Annotated in this window: 12 protein-coding genes and 1 pseudogene; 8 read left to right on the top strand and 5 right to left on the bottom strand. The window is 37.4% G+C overall.

Annotated features, from left to right (window positions below; genetic code table 11):
• Window positions 1–21: 21 nt before the first annotated feature.
• A complete protein-coding gene (locus CI949_RS09635) occupies window positions 22–1,275 on the top strand; it encodes an IS4 family transposase (protein ID WP_290765710.1) in 1,254 nt (417 codons plus the stop codon).
• 219 nt (window positions 1,276–1,494) lie between these two features.
• Complete coding sequence (locus CI949_RS09630; RefSeq protein ID WP_290765707.1) at window positions 1,495–2,613, top strand: aldo/keto reductase; 1,119 nt, start codon at window positions 1,495–1,497, stop codon at window positions 2,611–2,613.
• A 126-nt stretch (window positions 2,614–2,739) separates the two neighbouring features.
• Here the strand turns inward: CI949_RS09630 and CI949_RS09625 are convergent, their stop codons facing one another.
• The 3 genes from CI949_RS09625 to cysK all read right to left on the bottom strand — a co-directional run bounded on the left by CI949_RS09625 (window position 2,740) and on the right by cysK (window position 6,295).
• On the bottom strand, window positions 2,740–3,843 hold the full coding sequence (locus CI949_RS09625; RefSeq protein ID WP_108137450.1) for a DUF362 domain-containing protein: 1,104 nt from the start codon (window positions 3,841–3,843) through the stop codon (window positions 2,740–2,742).
• 42 nt (window positions 3,844–3,885) lie between these two features.
• The gene (locus CI949_RS09620; protein ID WP_290765702.1) at window positions 3,886–5,118 is read right to left on the bottom strand and encodes an EAL and HDOD domain-containing protein; all 1,233 of its coding nucleotides are present in this window, start codon (window positions 5,116–5,118) and stop codon (window positions 3,886–3,888) included.
• A 265-nt stretch (window positions 5,119–5,383) separates the two neighbouring features.
• A complete protein-coding gene (gene cysK / locus CI949_RS09615; protein ID WP_290765700.1) occupies window positions 5,384–6,295 on the bottom strand; it encodes a cysteine synthase A in 912 nt (303 codons plus the stop codon).
• A 266-nt stretch (window positions 6,296–6,561) separates the two neighbouring features.
• On the opposite strand from cysK, the gene CI949_RS09610 reads away from it, so the two are divergent.
• The 3 genes from CI949_RS09610 to CI949_RS09600 all read left to right on the top strand — a co-directional run bounded on the left by CI949_RS09610 (window position 6,562) and on the right by CI949_RS09600 (window position 8,530).
• On the top strand, window positions 6,562–6,903 hold the full coding sequence (locus CI949_RS09610; protein WP_108137454.1) for a phage holin family protein: 342 nt from the start codon (window positions 6,562–6,564) through the stop codon (window positions 6,901–6,903).
• 47 nt (window positions 6,904–6,950) lie between these two features.
• On the top strand, window positions 6,951–7,598 hold the full coding sequence (locus CI949_RS09605) for a hypothetical protein (RefSeq protein WP_108137455.1): 648 nt from the start codon (window positions 6,951–6,953) through the stop codon (window positions 7,596–7,598).
• A gap of 107 nt (window positions 7,599–7,705) precedes the next feature.
• Window positions 7,706–8,530, top strand: a complete 825-nt coding sequence (locus CI949_RS09600; protein WP_290765694.1) for a YveK family protein — start codon at window positions 7,706–7,708, stop codon at window positions 8,528–8,530.
• A 105-nt stretch (window positions 8,531–8,635) separates the two neighbouring features.
• Here the strand turns inward: CI949_RS09600 and CI949_RS09595 are convergent, their stop codons facing one another.
• Window positions 8,636–9,895, bottom strand: a complete 1,260-nt coding sequence (locus CI949_RS09595) for a glutamate--cysteine ligase (RefSeq protein ID WP_290765691.1) — start codon at window positions 9,893–9,895, stop codon at window positions 8,636–8,638.
• A gap of 301 nt (window positions 9,896–10,196) precedes the next feature.
• On the opposite strand from CI949_RS09595, the gene CI949_RS09590 reads away from it, so the two are divergent.
• Window positions 10,197–11,363, top strand: coding sequence for a nucleotide sugar dehydrogenase (locus tag CI949_RS09590; protein WP_290765688.1), 1,167 nt, complete (start codon window positions 10,197–10,199; stop codon window positions 11,361–11,363).
• A gap of 95 nt (window positions 11,364–11,458) precedes the next feature.
• Here the strand turns inward: CI949_RS09590 and CI949_RS09585 are convergent, their stop codons facing one another.
• Window positions 11,459–11,938, bottom strand: coding sequence for a hypothetical protein (locus CI949_RS09585; RefSeq protein ID WP_108137460.1), 480 nt, complete (start codon window positions 11,936–11,938; stop codon window positions 11,459–11,461).
• A 157-nt stretch (window positions 11,939–12,095) separates the two neighbouring features.
• Here CI949_RS09585 and CI949_RS09580 point away from each other — a divergent pair, with 157 nt between their 5' ends.
• Both CI949_RS09580 and CI949_RS09575 read left to right on the top strand, forming a co-directional pair.
• Complete coding sequence (locus CI949_RS09580; protein ID WP_108137461.1) at window positions 12,096–12,764, top strand: class I SAM-dependent methyltransferase; 669 nt, start codon at window positions 12,096–12,098, stop codon at window positions 12,762–12,764.
• Between the two features lie 175 nt (window positions 12,765–12,939).
• Window positions 12,940–14,288: pseudogene (locus CI949_RS09575) on the top strand (pyruvate:ferredoxin (flavodoxin) oxidoreductase); the annotation flags it as partial.

Raw genomic sequence — 14,288 nt, 5'->3', positions numbered from 1 at the left:
AAAAAATAAGGAGCATATACTATGGACAAAGATATCACAGAAACCACATTTAATCAACTACTTGTTTCAATAAATTTTAATTTATTCTCAAAAATTGTTGCTGAACTTGAACTGGACAGATACACTAAAAAACTTACAACTAAAAAGTTATTTCAAATTTTGCTCTATGGTCAGCTTGAATCTGTCAGCTCTCTTGACAGCTTAAGTATCGATGTTAGCAATAAATCTGATCTTAAAAAAGAGATTGATCTTGATTCAATTAGCGCCTCTCAACTTTCGAGAAGGTTAAGAGATATTCCGCCAGTTATCTTTGAAAAAATATTTAATCAGATTAAACTGGAGGCTCTAACCAAAAGAGGAGCCAATTTCTACAGAAATAATCTCGGCCAGCTAAACATCATTGATGCTTCAACTGTCTCTATGGCTTTAAGTAATTATCCCTGGGCTGATTTCAGATCAACTAAAGCAGGAATTAAAATACATACCCGCATCATTTATGATGGAGATATTATGCCTGATAAAGTTGAGATAACCCCTGCTAAAGGTGCAGATAAAACTAAAATGGATAATCTGATTTTTCATGATACAGATACTCTCCATGTCTTTGACAGAGCTTATGTTGACTATCAAAGCTTTGATAACTACTGTGACGCTGGTATTCTCTTCCTATCAAGGCTTAAGAGTAATGCTAAAATTAAAGTTCTAAAAACTAAAACTGTAATTATTGATGGTCAGGAAGTTGAAGATTCTACTGTTCTTTTAGGTGACCCAAAACAGGATAATCAGATGAATAACATCTTAAGAATCCTAGAAATACCTGACAGAGAAAACCCTGGCAGTACAGTTAGATTAATCACAAACGACTTTAAACATTCTGCAATATTAATCAGCAGATACTACAGAGATCGCTGGCAGATAGAGATCTTCTTTAAGTGGATCAAACAGCATCTGCATGTTAAAGTCTTTTATGGACACAGTGAAAATGCTGTTAAATCACAGATATTTACCGCTTTAATCAGCTTTGTATTACTTACTCTTTTAAAAAGAGAAGCCAATACAGATAAGAGCTTATTTAAAGTACTTAAATACTTTAGGGCCTGTATGTTTGAAAGTCTAAAGGCTTTTATTAGAAAGATAAATCGACCACCATCACGCACTTCTAAAGGTCGGAGAGTGATAGATTACGAAAAAATCTATCAGCTAACCGAAAGGCAGGTGATGGCAGGAGATACAGAACTTTTATATTCAACAGAATTCAATCCAGTAATTCTGTAAAAAGAACAAATATATTATGGTAAAATGTGGATAAAGGCTATCTCTTAATACTCTGTTATCTCTTTTTCTTAAAAAAGGATAAGGGTGTGACTGAATATTCTGTAGATAGTATAGTTTCTCAATAACTTAAATTTGACAATGCTTAAATATTTTTATGCAATGCTAGTGATATGAGATTAAAACTTTTAAAGTAAAATTATAAATTAGGGGGAATTTAAAATGGAAAAGAGAAGACTTGGAAAAACTGGCATGGAAGTTAGTCTGCTCGGTTTTGGCGGCTTTCACCTAATAGAAATACCGGCTGACAGGGCTGCGGATTTATTGACCACTTATTTAGATCGAGGTGGAAATTATCTGGAAACAGCAGCTTCTTATGGTGATGGTGAGTCAGAAAAGAAGATCGGGGAAATAGTTAAAAACCGGCGGGATGAGCTTGTTCTGGCCAGTAAAACTGGAGTCAGAGATGCTGAGGGTGCAATGGCAGAAATAGACCGCAGTCTGAAAAATCTGCAGACAGACCACCTCGACATAATTTTTATGCATGGTGTTGGTGATGAGGCAGATTTGGAGGCGATTTTAAAACCGGGCGGCTCCCTGGAAGCTGCCAAAAAAGCAAAAGAAATGGGGAAAGTTAAACATATTGGGATTACAGCTCACGGTCAGCCCGATGTTTTAATTAAAGCCTTAAAAACTGGCGAATTTGAAGTGATGATGACTCACTTCAATTATTTCGACAAATTCAACTTTCCTAAATTAGAGGATCAGCTGCTGCCGCTGCTTAAAAAAAAGGAGATAGGAACACTCTGCATGAAACCGCTTGCTGATGGATTTCTGTGGCAGAATGTAGAAGATGCCTTTCGCTATGTTTTTTCACTGCCGGTTGATGCTGTGGTAACAGGGATGAATAACCAGGAGATGCTGGAGATGGATTTAAGGCTGGCAGAGGAGTTTGAGCCGCTGACTGAGGCTGAAAAAGAAGAACTATTTGCCAATGCGGAAGAATTGGGAGATTATATCTGCCGCCAGTGTGATCAGTGTAGTGTTTCTAAAGAATTTGGGGAAGACTTGAAAGCTGTATTTAGAATGGAAGGTTATTTTGACCGTCAGATGTATGACGGCAGGCCTAGAAATCCTGCTGAATATGCTCTGCGGGACCGCCTCCGCTTCTGGTTTGGCGACAGAGAACTGGCAGAAGCTCGCTATCAGAAGCTGGAGTTAAAAGCAGCTGACCTGCTGACTAAAGCGGCTGAATTTAAAGCCTGCAAGTATGGGCTTGATATCAAGAACAAGCTGGAAATAGTGGATTATAAATTAGGTGAAAGTGAGGTCATGCAGTAGCTTAAAAAGTAGAATTGATTAAAAATAAAATTGAGCTAAAAAAGCCCAGCCTGAGAGCTGGGCTTAGATATTAGAGTTAAATCAAGTTGTATCCGGCGGCTGCATCTTTTGCAGCACCTGGAAGTTTTATAAAGAAACCAGCTCGTATTCTTTTGAGCCCATTCCAATTTCTGCTGCATAATCAATCTGCCTTACTCCACCATCAGTACTCGGATGAACTGCCTTAAACTTATTTTCACCCGGCTTTAAATCGCGGTCCTCAAGCATTCCCTTCGGTTCAGCCTGATTGACGAGATCTAAAGAAGCCTGCTCCAGGGCAACCGGATCCTTAGAAGCTAAAATACCGATATCATTGACAATCGGGCGGTCACTCCAGCCAGCACAGTCACAGTCAGGAGAAACATTGGTGATAAAATTGATATAAACATTTTTTCTATCCTTAACAATTCCATAAGTAAATTCTACCTGACGCTCTTCCATTCCTTCACTGGTAGATTCCCATTCAACAGAAATTGCATCGGTCGGGCAGGTGACAACACATTCTCCACAGCCAATACAGATTTCATGGTCGATGTAGCTTTCATTTTCATTAATAGTAATACAATCTTCCGGACAGTGTTTTACACACTGCATACATTTAATACATTCTGATTCAGTGATTTCGGGCAGCACGGCTGAGTGCATCATCTGCTTGCCGGCTCTACTGCCGAGTCCCATTCCGATATTTTTAAAGGTGCCGCCAAAACCTGCCAGCTCATGACCCTTAAAATGAGCCAGACTGATCAATACATCAGCATCGAGAACCTCAGAGGCGATGCGGACCTTATCAAAATGTTTAAGGTTAACCTCAACTTCAGTTGAGCCTTTGCCGGTGAGACCATCGGCGATAATTATTGGTGCCTGAACAGTGGCATAACCAAAACCATTACCAATTGCTGCGTTTAGGTGGTCAACAGAATTGGAGCGCTCGCCGGTATAAAGAGTATTGGCATCAGTTAAAAAAGGTTTCCCCTTTAATTTCTTTGCAATTTGGACAATCTCGCGGGTAAAGACCGGCCTGATAAAGGCTGTATTGCCCGGCTCACCAAAATGCTGTTTGATTGCCACAAAATCATCTTCCTCGATTAATTCGTGAAAACCCGCCTTATAAAATAATTTCCCCAGTTTTTTAACCAGACTTTCACTGCCAGATGAAGCTTTCATATCTGCCATAAATACTTTACTTGCCATAAAAAAATCCCCCTTAAAGATAGTCTTTCAAAATTTAATTGATTATTTCTGATTTTTAATTAAAATTCCCATTGTTTCATAAGCAAAATCTACAGCTTCCAGATATTTATTATAGAGTTTTTTAGGATCGAGCTGGTTCTTTTTTTCGATTAGGGCTACCTGATCCCACTTAACCCTTTCGAAGGCAATAACAAGATTTAAGATTTCTCCCATAACCCCTTCTCTGATCAAAAGAGCTTCCTTAATTTCTTCGGTGAGAGCAGTTTCTTCCAGAATCTTTGACATCGGTCTATTTAAAAAAGCATCCATCATCGAAAAAATGCCCATTGTAAATAAATCTTCACTTTTTTCAGCTGCCTTAAATTCTTCTGCAAGTGATTCGGCAAATTTAGCCCGAGTTAGGGTATTAACAAAAAGAATATTTGGCTTATCATCTTTTAAACCACTAATTAGATAAAGCAGACTCCATTTTTTGAGGCCTTTAACTCCCAGCAGGGCTGAGGCCTGTTTGATTGAAGAGACATTATAGCCATAAGAGGCAGAATTAATTGTTTTTAAGAGGCTGAAAGTCATTGAGATATCATTTTTAATTATTTTCTCAACTTCATCAAAATCAACATCCTCTTTATTTAATTCTTTTAAGACATTGAGGTAGTTTATTTTATACCCCGGGGTACCGCTGTCACTTATCATGTCAGCTTTTGTAAAGAAAATTCCCTGAAAATAATCAAAACCGAGCTCTTTTGCCTCTTTAAAGTGATGGTGCTCATCGATGTTTTGGGCTAAGAATTTGACTCCTTTGGAGCTTTGAGATTTTATCTTTTCGATAAAACTTTTATGTTCGGCTTTAGAAGCCTTTTTATAATCAATTTTAATTATATCTGCATAATTATAAAGTTCGTTCTCTGCTGGAGCAGCTTCTGATTGATTTAAGATAAGCAGTGAACCCATTTCTCTTAAATTTTTTATGTTATTTTTGATTTGATTTTCAAAATTAAGAGCAGCTGAAACTTCGATGCCGAGTTTTGCCTTTGATAAAAGCTGAGGAACTTCGCTCTGAAGCAGTTCTGCATTAAAATGAATAAAAATTCTTTTGCCATCAGCAAGGTTGCTTTTCTCAAAAAATTCAATATCATCACTAATTTCTTCGGCAAAAAGATTTGAAGTTTTAGTGAGTTCTTTACCCTTAATTACATTTTTAAAAACTATCTCATAAGCAAATACCTCTTGATTTTTGTCTAGAACCGGTTTCCGGGCAGCAATATATTTCCCCATTTGATATCACTCTCTTTTTAAAAAATTTTAAGTAATTAATCTTTTTCATTAAAATAAAAGTTAGAATTAATAGACACTTTAAACTAGCTTAATGTAAATTATACACTAAAAACTATAATTTTACAAAAAAATAGCCCGGTAGGTTGGGGGTCCTCCGGGCCTTTCACAGGGGAAATTCTTCTATATCAAATTATCGGGGTAAACTTTATTAAAAAAATATAAATTTCGACAAAAATCGGGTGGTATTTGGTAACTGCACTTCAGCTTAGCCAAAAACTCCTGTTGAGAGGTAGCGCTCACCTGTATCAGGTGCAATAACAACAATTCTTTTATCTGCGCCTACTTCATCGGCAAGTTTCAGGGCAGCTGCCACTGCAGCGCCAGTTGAAATCCCGGCAAAGATACCTTCTTCAGCCGCTAATCTTTTAGCAGTTGTAAAAGCTTCATCGTTTTTTACCTTTTCTACTCGATCAATAATTTCAGTATTTAACACTTCAGGTATAAATCCGGCTCCAATCCCCTGAATTTTATGGGGGCCTGGTTCACCACCGGAAATAACAGCAGAGTTTTCAGGCTCGACTGCAACTACCTTCAGGTTATTAATTCTTTCTTTCAATTTTTCGCCGGTACCAGTAATCGTACCACCGGTTCCAACACCTGCCACAAAATAATCAATTTTACCCTGAGCTTCAGCGATTATTTCTTTGGCAGTAGTTCTGCGGTGGATATCAGGATTAGCAGGATTGGTAAATTGAGAAGGAATAAAGCCATCTCTTTCGGCAGCAATTTCTTCTGCTTTAGAGATTGCACCTTTCATACCTTCAGCTGCTGGAGTTAGAACCAATTCAGCTCCATAAGCCTTGAGCATCTGCCTTCTTTCCTGACTCATTGATTCGGGCATTGTCAGAACAACAGTATAGCCTTTTGCAGCTCCAACCATAGCAATTCCAATTCCGGTATTACCACTTGTTGGCTCTACTAAAACACCACCCGGTTCAATTTTGCCGGCCTTTTCAGCCTCATCTATCATATTAAATGCTATTCTATCTTTAACACTTCCACCGGGGTTAAAACTCTCAAGTTTCAAAACAACCTCAGCAGAATCGTCCCTGACTAAATTATTTAGCCTAACTAAAGGAGTATTTCCTATTAGTTCTGTTACATTATTAAAAATCATAAATACCTCCCAAAACTTAATGTCGAATATAGTTAATTTAAAGTTGAGCACTTTACTTTGATTTATATTATAATATAGTCTAGTAATCCTGTCAACTATATTACAAAAAATGAATATATTTTCTTTAAAATAAACAGCTGCAGGCATTTACTTTGACATTTTTTTCAAAAAAGGTATAATGTAATTATCAGAGAAATATGTATATAAGATATCTATATAAGATAAGAAAGATAATAATTTTAAAAATATAAAGAGGGGGAATTTAAATGTCTCATTTCTTTGCGAAAGTTTTTTCAACAATGGTTGCTCTGTTAGTAGCTGCCTATTTACTGCCGGGAATTACAGTTACCGGAGTCTGGGCTGGTTTCTTTGCAGCGGTTGTTTTAGGCTTTGTAAATGGTTTTATCAGACCGATCTTTACTATCCTGACAATTCCGTTTACTATTTTAACTTTTGGCCTATTTTTACTGGTGATTAATGCAATAATGCTTTCTTTAACTTCAGTTTTAGTGCCCGGTTTTGCAGTCAGTGGTTTCTTTTCTGCTTTAATAGCCTCTGTAATTGTAAGCTTTGTTTCCAGCATTCTGCATAATATGTTCGAAGAATAAGCAGCAGTAATTTAAAAAGCTTTAAGTAAGTGTCAGGAGGTTTAAAAATGAAAAAAATATCAGCACTTTCCATATTTATATTTGTAATAATATTTATAATGACTGGAGCCGTCTCTGCTGATCAAATTGAGCTGCAAAGTGGAGAAAAACTGCGGGGTGAGGTTCAAAATCAAAGTTTGAGCCTGCAGACAGCCTACGGAAAATTGAATATCCAGCAGCAGTATTTAAGTAAAATTAATAAAGAGCTCGTCAATGAAGAAGAAATTTTTGTTCTGAGAGCTTCAGGAAATAATAGATTTAGCGGCCAGCTTCTGACAGAGATTAGATTTATGGCTAATAGCTCAGAAAGAGTTTTTGCAGTATCCGAGATTAGGAGTGTCGATTTTTCTGCCAGCAGTGCTTTTGACGAGAATAAAGAAATCACTGTAAGATTAAAGAACGGGGACCTCTTTTTTGCCAGTACCGTAGAAGATTCTATCAGTGTAAGTACTTCTCTTGGAAGTCCTTTAAAGATCAGTTATAATAATCTGCTTGCTATTGAATATTTAGCAGATGAGGAGAGCTATTTAATTAAGCGGAAAGATGGCTCCGAAATTAAATCTGACCTTAAGGGGCAGAAAATTATTGTCTGGCCGGCAGCTGCAGAAATTGTTGAGCTGAAATTTGATTATATAGCTAAGATTAATTTTAATTAACAGCTCGCTTATATAATTTAAGCAGTTTTAGACTTGAAATAGACTAACTGTGATAATATAATAGATATGGTATTTTAATTAAATTGTGGTTTTATGGAGGTATTTTAATGGAACGGGAGCAGCATCCTAATTATTATGACGAATATGAGATTGATTTAAGAGAATATATACTTCTCTTATGGAAGAACAAATTTTTTATCGGTGGGCTGGTAATACTGGCGGTTATAGCTGCATTTTTAGTCAGTTCATATTATATGGCACCGACATACGAAACAAAGGCCAAAATACAGCTGTCAAATTACGAAGGGCTCTACAGCAATCCGGATACGGCTGTCCAGCTTTTAAGCAGTACTGGTCTAATGCAGAAAGTGATGCAGGCAGAGGATTTTGACCTGTCAGCAGCCAGATTGAATTCTTACATTAATAACAACTTAACCGTCAGCCAGGTTAACAATACATCAATTATTTCAATAACAGTAAAAAATGATGAGCCGCAGTTAACTATGGATGTGGCGGCAGGATTAATTAGTAATTTTGAAGAAGCTTCCAATCAATATTTTGAAAACAAACTGGAAAATGACCGAGAATACATTTCTAGTTTAAAAACTGAGCTCGAGGATTTAAATTCTAATCTGGCAAGAAACCAGGAATTAATTCAGTCAAGCAGAGAAAGTGGAGAGAGCGAAGTGGCTTCTCTTTTGATTCAGGAAAATTCTTCACTGCAGAGTTCACGGCTGGAGCTGAGAAGAGAAATTGAGAGAAGAGAATCAGAGCTTGAAAACTTTTATCCTCTGGAGATTCTGGATGCACCTTATCTGCCAGAAAATCCGGTCAGTCCAAACACAAAGTTAAATGTTGCAATTGCAGCCGTGCTGGCTTTAATGCTGGCAGTATTTATAGTCTTCTTTAGAGAATTTATGAAGGAAGAATAAGTTAGTTAAAAAAGAAATAATAAGATTAATATAAAAATAAAATAATCAACTAAGAAATTAAAACCCCGGTAATTTATTAATTTAAATTTACCGGGGTTAAATTATTTAATTTAGAATACACCAGTTTAAGGCTTCCTTCTTACCCTGCTTAAGATTATTTAGAGTTCTAAATTTTGGGCGGCCATAATTTAGGTAGAGCTCTTTTAATTCCTTAAGATATTCTAATTCATCCTCCGCGGAAGTTCTTTCCGCCCGCTCAAAAAGCTCGGCTGCTAAATCCTTTCGCAGCTGGCTTTCTTTAGAACCGGTAATTTCAGCCTTAAACTGCAGAAATTCCGGCTGTGAATATTTTAGAGACTGCTCGTAAAAATAATCAAGATTTGCCTGATCGTAAAAGACAGCTTTTAATAAAGCAGCAAAGGCAAAGTTATAGGGATAGGGAACTGCATCTGCTGATCTGATTTCGATATACTTTTTGGTTCTGACATCCGGAAAAACCATAGAGAGATAGTGGTCAATAGTCTCAGCTTTATCGTTTTCCATCAGCTCTTTAATTTTCTTTGAACCGCTGTAGACTAATTCATCATCTTTTAAATCAATAATTGCTGGAGTATTTAAGATATACTCAGCATAATCACGGTAGCCAAATTCTTTAGCGAAGACTTCCGGGATGATGCCCGAGCGGTCGCTGTCACAGTTTGACCAGATTTCTTCTCTAATGCTTGCATCTGAAGCTTTTTTTCCTTCGAAAAAAGGAGTATTGTCAAAAAGATAATAGATTAGAGGGCTTAAAAAATAGCCAACCCGCAATTTTTTTATGTAGTCTTTTTCGTCAGTATAATCAATATTCATCTGCACAGAGGCTGTACCTTTCATCATGTGATGGGCATATCTACCCCGATCTTTAAAATATTTATACATGAAGTCATAGCGTTTTTTAGGCAGCAGCGGAAGATCTTCAATTGAACTTGCTGGCTGGTAGCCGAGGACGGCTAGTTTTTGCTTTCTGCTGCTTAAAATTTCTTTAAGCTCTGCCAGAAACTTATGATAGATTTTTTTAGTTTGTTCTAAATCTGCAAAGGGAATGAGGCTCAGTTCAAGCTGGCCCCCGGGCTCCAGAGTCACTGCTCGCTCAGCATCCTGAAGTCCAATTAAATTATCACCTTCAAAAACTTTTTCCCAGCTGCCCTGACTTAACTGCTCAAGCAGGGATTCAATTCCCTCAGCCTCTGAATAGCTGACTGCAGTTAAATCTTCCTTTAAAATTAGATGTTCAAACTCCATTCCAATTTTGTGATCTTCTTTTTTGCTTTCAGCAGCTTTAAAATAGCTGACTAGACTTTCGATCTGTTTTTGGTAATTCATAATTGGTCCTTTCTTTTTTTGTTTGTTTATGTGCGTTTGTGTGTGTTTATGTACACGCACCGTGAACCTGTCGGTTTATGTAATATTTTGCGCTACAATTAAGTTGATTGATCTGCTCATATATATTAACATTATAACTTAATATTTTATTTTCTGCAATCTGCCTGGATTTACTTTATTAAGAGCTCAGCTGCAAAAAATGTCGAGCTTTTTGTTTGAATCTCGGCCCCTTTTATAATAAAATTAGAATTGAGAATTTATTCATCAATAATAAAATTTACATACAGGGGAGAATGATAACATGAAAATCACAGTGGCAGGTGCCGGATATGTGGGCTTATCGAATGCGGTTTTACTTGCTCAAAATTACGAGGTTACTGCAGTTGATGTAATTGAAGAAAAGGTAGAAATGATCAACAGGAGAGAGTCACCAATAGTTGATGCAGAGCTTGAAGATTATCTTGCCAATAAGGAGCTTGATTTAAGAGCAACAACTGATGCCTTAAAGGCTTATCGTGAGGCAGATTATGTAATAATCGCAACTCCAACCAACTATGATCCTGACCAGAATTATTTTAATACCAGAACTGTAGAAGCTGTTGTGGCTAATGTTCTTTCTTTTAATGAAGATGCGGTAATGATTATTAAATCAACAGTCCCCGTTGGCTACACAAAAGAACTCAGGGAAAAATTTGATACGGAAAACATTATCTTTTCACCGGAATTTTTGCGAGAGGGTAAGGCACTTTATGATAATCTTTATCCTTCCCGGATTATTGTCGGTGAGCAGTCTGAGAGAGCGGAAGAATTTGCCGATCTGCTGGTAGAAGGAGCAGAAAAAGAGGATATTTCAGTTTTATTTACTGATTCCACTGAGGCAGAAGCAATCAAATTATTTGCCAATACCTACCTGGCAATGCGGGTGGCCTTCTTTAATGAACTCGATACTTACGCTGAAGTTAGAGACTTAGACAGCAAACAGATAATTGAGGGTGTTGGGCTTGATCCAAGGATTGGAGATCACTACAATAATCCTTCTTTTGGTTATGGAGGTTACTGTCTGCCCAAAGATACCAAACAGCTTCTAGCTAATTATGAAAATGTGCCCAATAATATTATGCAGGCCATTGTGGATGCCAACCGCACCAGAAAAGACCATATAGCAGAGATGATTATTAAACAGCAGCCCGAAAAAGTGGGGATTTATCGGCTGACCATGAAGAAAAACTCAGATAACTTTAGACAGTCCTCTGTCCAGGGAGTAATGAAGCGGATTAAGGCCAAGGGGATTGAAGTGGTTGTTTATGAGCCAACTTTAGAAGATGACCTGTTCTATAGATCAAAAGTGATTAATGATTTAGATCAGTTTAAAGCTGAATCTGAAATTATTGTAGCTAACAGGATGGCTGCTGAATTAGAAGATGTAGAAGAAAAGGTTTATACCAGAGATTTATTTAATAATAATTAAGGTGAAGTACTGTTAACCACCCGGGATGTCGATGCTAATCGGCTGAATCCGGGTGGTTTTTTCTTTTGAAAAGGTCTTTAAATTTACAGAAAAAGCTAAAATTCTACCCCACCGGTAATAATAATTCCTGCATCGGCAAAGGGAATAATATCAAGCCTTAAAGGCTCACGTCTTAAGCCGAAACTAAAAACAAAACCCGGAAAAGTTGTCACCTCATGCATCCAGGTATTGTATTTTCCGTCTTCATCATCATAACCGTGGACTATGCCATAGGTAAATTTGGCAGTGATTTCTGTTTTGCCGATCGAAAATAAGCTGTAGTTTGTTCCGGCATAGAGATAGATAGTCGGCTGTTCATAGGTATTTTTAAAATAAGCTATTCCATCGAGATCGCTATTGCTATAGTGTCTTTCCAGCCCAATAAGCTGCTGCTGGTTATTCTGATAGTCTTTATCACTGTAGTGGTGGGTAAAAAAGCTGGTCTGCAGATAATAATTTTCTATTTCAGCTGCTGAAGCTGGATTTATTAAAATAAGCGTGATTAAAAGAGTCGTGATTATTATTTTATATCGCATTAAAATACCTCCTCGAAATTTGATAGAGGTTTTAAACTTCTTATATATTTAAGTTCTTCAGTTTAGCTTTTATTCCTGCCTGCAGCTGAAAATTTTAAGCAGCTCCAACCTGTTAATATTTAGCTTTTGTGATATAATTTAATGAGAGGTGATGTAAATGGACTTATTTACTCTGGCGGCACCAATTTTTGACCTGGCAATGAGAATCTCCGGTCATGATAAGGTTTTAGTTGAGCTGGGAAATCGAATAAAAAAAGCTGAGTTGAAAAGATGTTCTGAAGGCAGTGGGGATAATCTTAATTTAGAGCAGCTGGAAAGTAAAAAAGTAGCGAAAGACAGTATTCCAGAAACCGAACTGCTGGATCTCGGTGGAGGAACCGGTGAGCTGGCAAGATATCTGCCCCGTAATCTTAAAATAACAGTAGCAGATCCTTCCCAGGCAATGCTCAAGCAGGGAAGGGAAAAGGTTTTCAAACAGCAGGTACAACATGTACTGGCCGATGGGGCTGATCTGCCCTTTGCTGATCATTCATTTGACTATCTAACAATTTCGGACGCCCTACATCATTTTCGAGATGTGGAAACGGCTCTGGATGAGGCGCTTAGGGTGCTCAAACCGGGTGGTAAATTATATATTTTAGAATTTGATCCGAGGACTATTTTTACCAGAGTGATTATCTTTTTTGAAAAGTTGGCCGGAGAGCCTGTTAATTTTTTTCAGCCGGAAAAACTGACGGAAATACTGGGTGAAAATGAACTTAAAATTGAACACGAATACCTTAACAAATCACTTTACATTCTTTCAGCAGAAAAGACTCATCACTAAAGGAAAATCAAGGCTTCCCTAATAGTGCGCTTATTTAAAGAATTCTAATAATTTCGAATACCGGAAAAAGGCCAATAAAAGATGTGAAATATTTGACAGCAGAATTGTAAAGTATTATACTTAAAGAGGAAATAAATAATAAAAATTTACCTTATTAATAGGAGGGAAAGTTATAATGGCAAAACAAATGAAGACCATGGATGGAAATACTGCTGCAGCTCATGTAGCTTATGCTTTTACAGACGTAGCAGCTATCTATCCTATTACTCCTTCATCTCCAATGGCTGAATTAGTTGACTCATGGAGTGCTAACGGTCGTAAGAATATCTTCGACCAGGAAGTGAAGTTAACTGAAATGCAGTCTGAGGGAGGAGCATCTGGTGCAGTACACGGTTCTCTGGTGGCAGGAGCTTTGACAACTACTTTTACAGCTTCTCAGGGATTATTATTAATGCTGCCTAACATGTACAAAATCGCCGGTGAATTATTACCTGGTGTATTCCATGTTAGTGCTCGTACTGTTGCTACTCATGCTCTATCAATCTTTGGTGATCACTCTGATGTAATGGCAACCCGCCAGACTGGTGTTGCTATGCTGGCTTCCGGTAGTGTTCAGGAAGTTATGGACTTAGCTGGTGTCGCTCACCTGGCGTCCATCAAATCAAGTGTACCATTTACTCATTTCTTTGATGGTTTTAGAACATCTCATGAATATCAAAAAATAGAAGTTTTAGATTATGATGATCTGGCAGAATTGGTTGATTACGGCAAGGTCAGCGAATTTAGACACAGAGCATTAAATCCTGAGCGCCCTGTAACAATGGGAACAGCTCAAAACCCTGATATTTTCTTCCAGGCCCGTGAAGCTGCTAATAGTTTTTATGATGCAGTGCCTGATATTGTAGAAGAATATATGCAGGAGATTTCCGAATTAACAGGTAGAGAATACCATCCATTTAACTATGTAGGTGCAGAAGATGCTAAATATGTAGTTATTGCTATGGGTTCTGTAACTGATACTATCGAAGAAACTGTTAAGTACTTAGTTGATCAGGGAGAAAAAGTTGGTCTAATCAAAGTAAGATTATATCGTCCATTCTCCAAAAAGTACTTCATGAAGGCTCTTCCAGAAACTGCTGAGAAGATTGCTGTATTAGATAGAACTAAAGAACCTGGTGCAGTAGGGGAACCACTTTATGAAGATGTAAGATCATTATTCTATGATCAAGAAAAGCGTCCGGTTATTGTTGGTGGACGTTACGGTTTAAGTTCTAAGGATACTACACCTACTCAAATTAAGGCTGTATTTGATAACCTTAGAAAAGATGAGCCTAAAAATCAATTCACTATTGGTATTAACGATGATGTTACAAATACTAATCTTGAACTTACTGAACATATTAATACTTCTCCAGAAAGTACAGTTCGCTGCAAGTTCTGGGGTCTTGGTTCTGACGGTACTGTTGGTGCTAACAAGAATGCTATCAAGATTATTGGTGACAATACAGATAAGTATGCTCAGGC

The sequence above is a fragment of the Halanaerobium sp. genome (genome assembly GCF_003070835.1).
The sequence above is the reverse complement of the archived record's forward strand: the minus strand, read 5'-3'. Positions and strand labels throughout refer to the sequence as shown.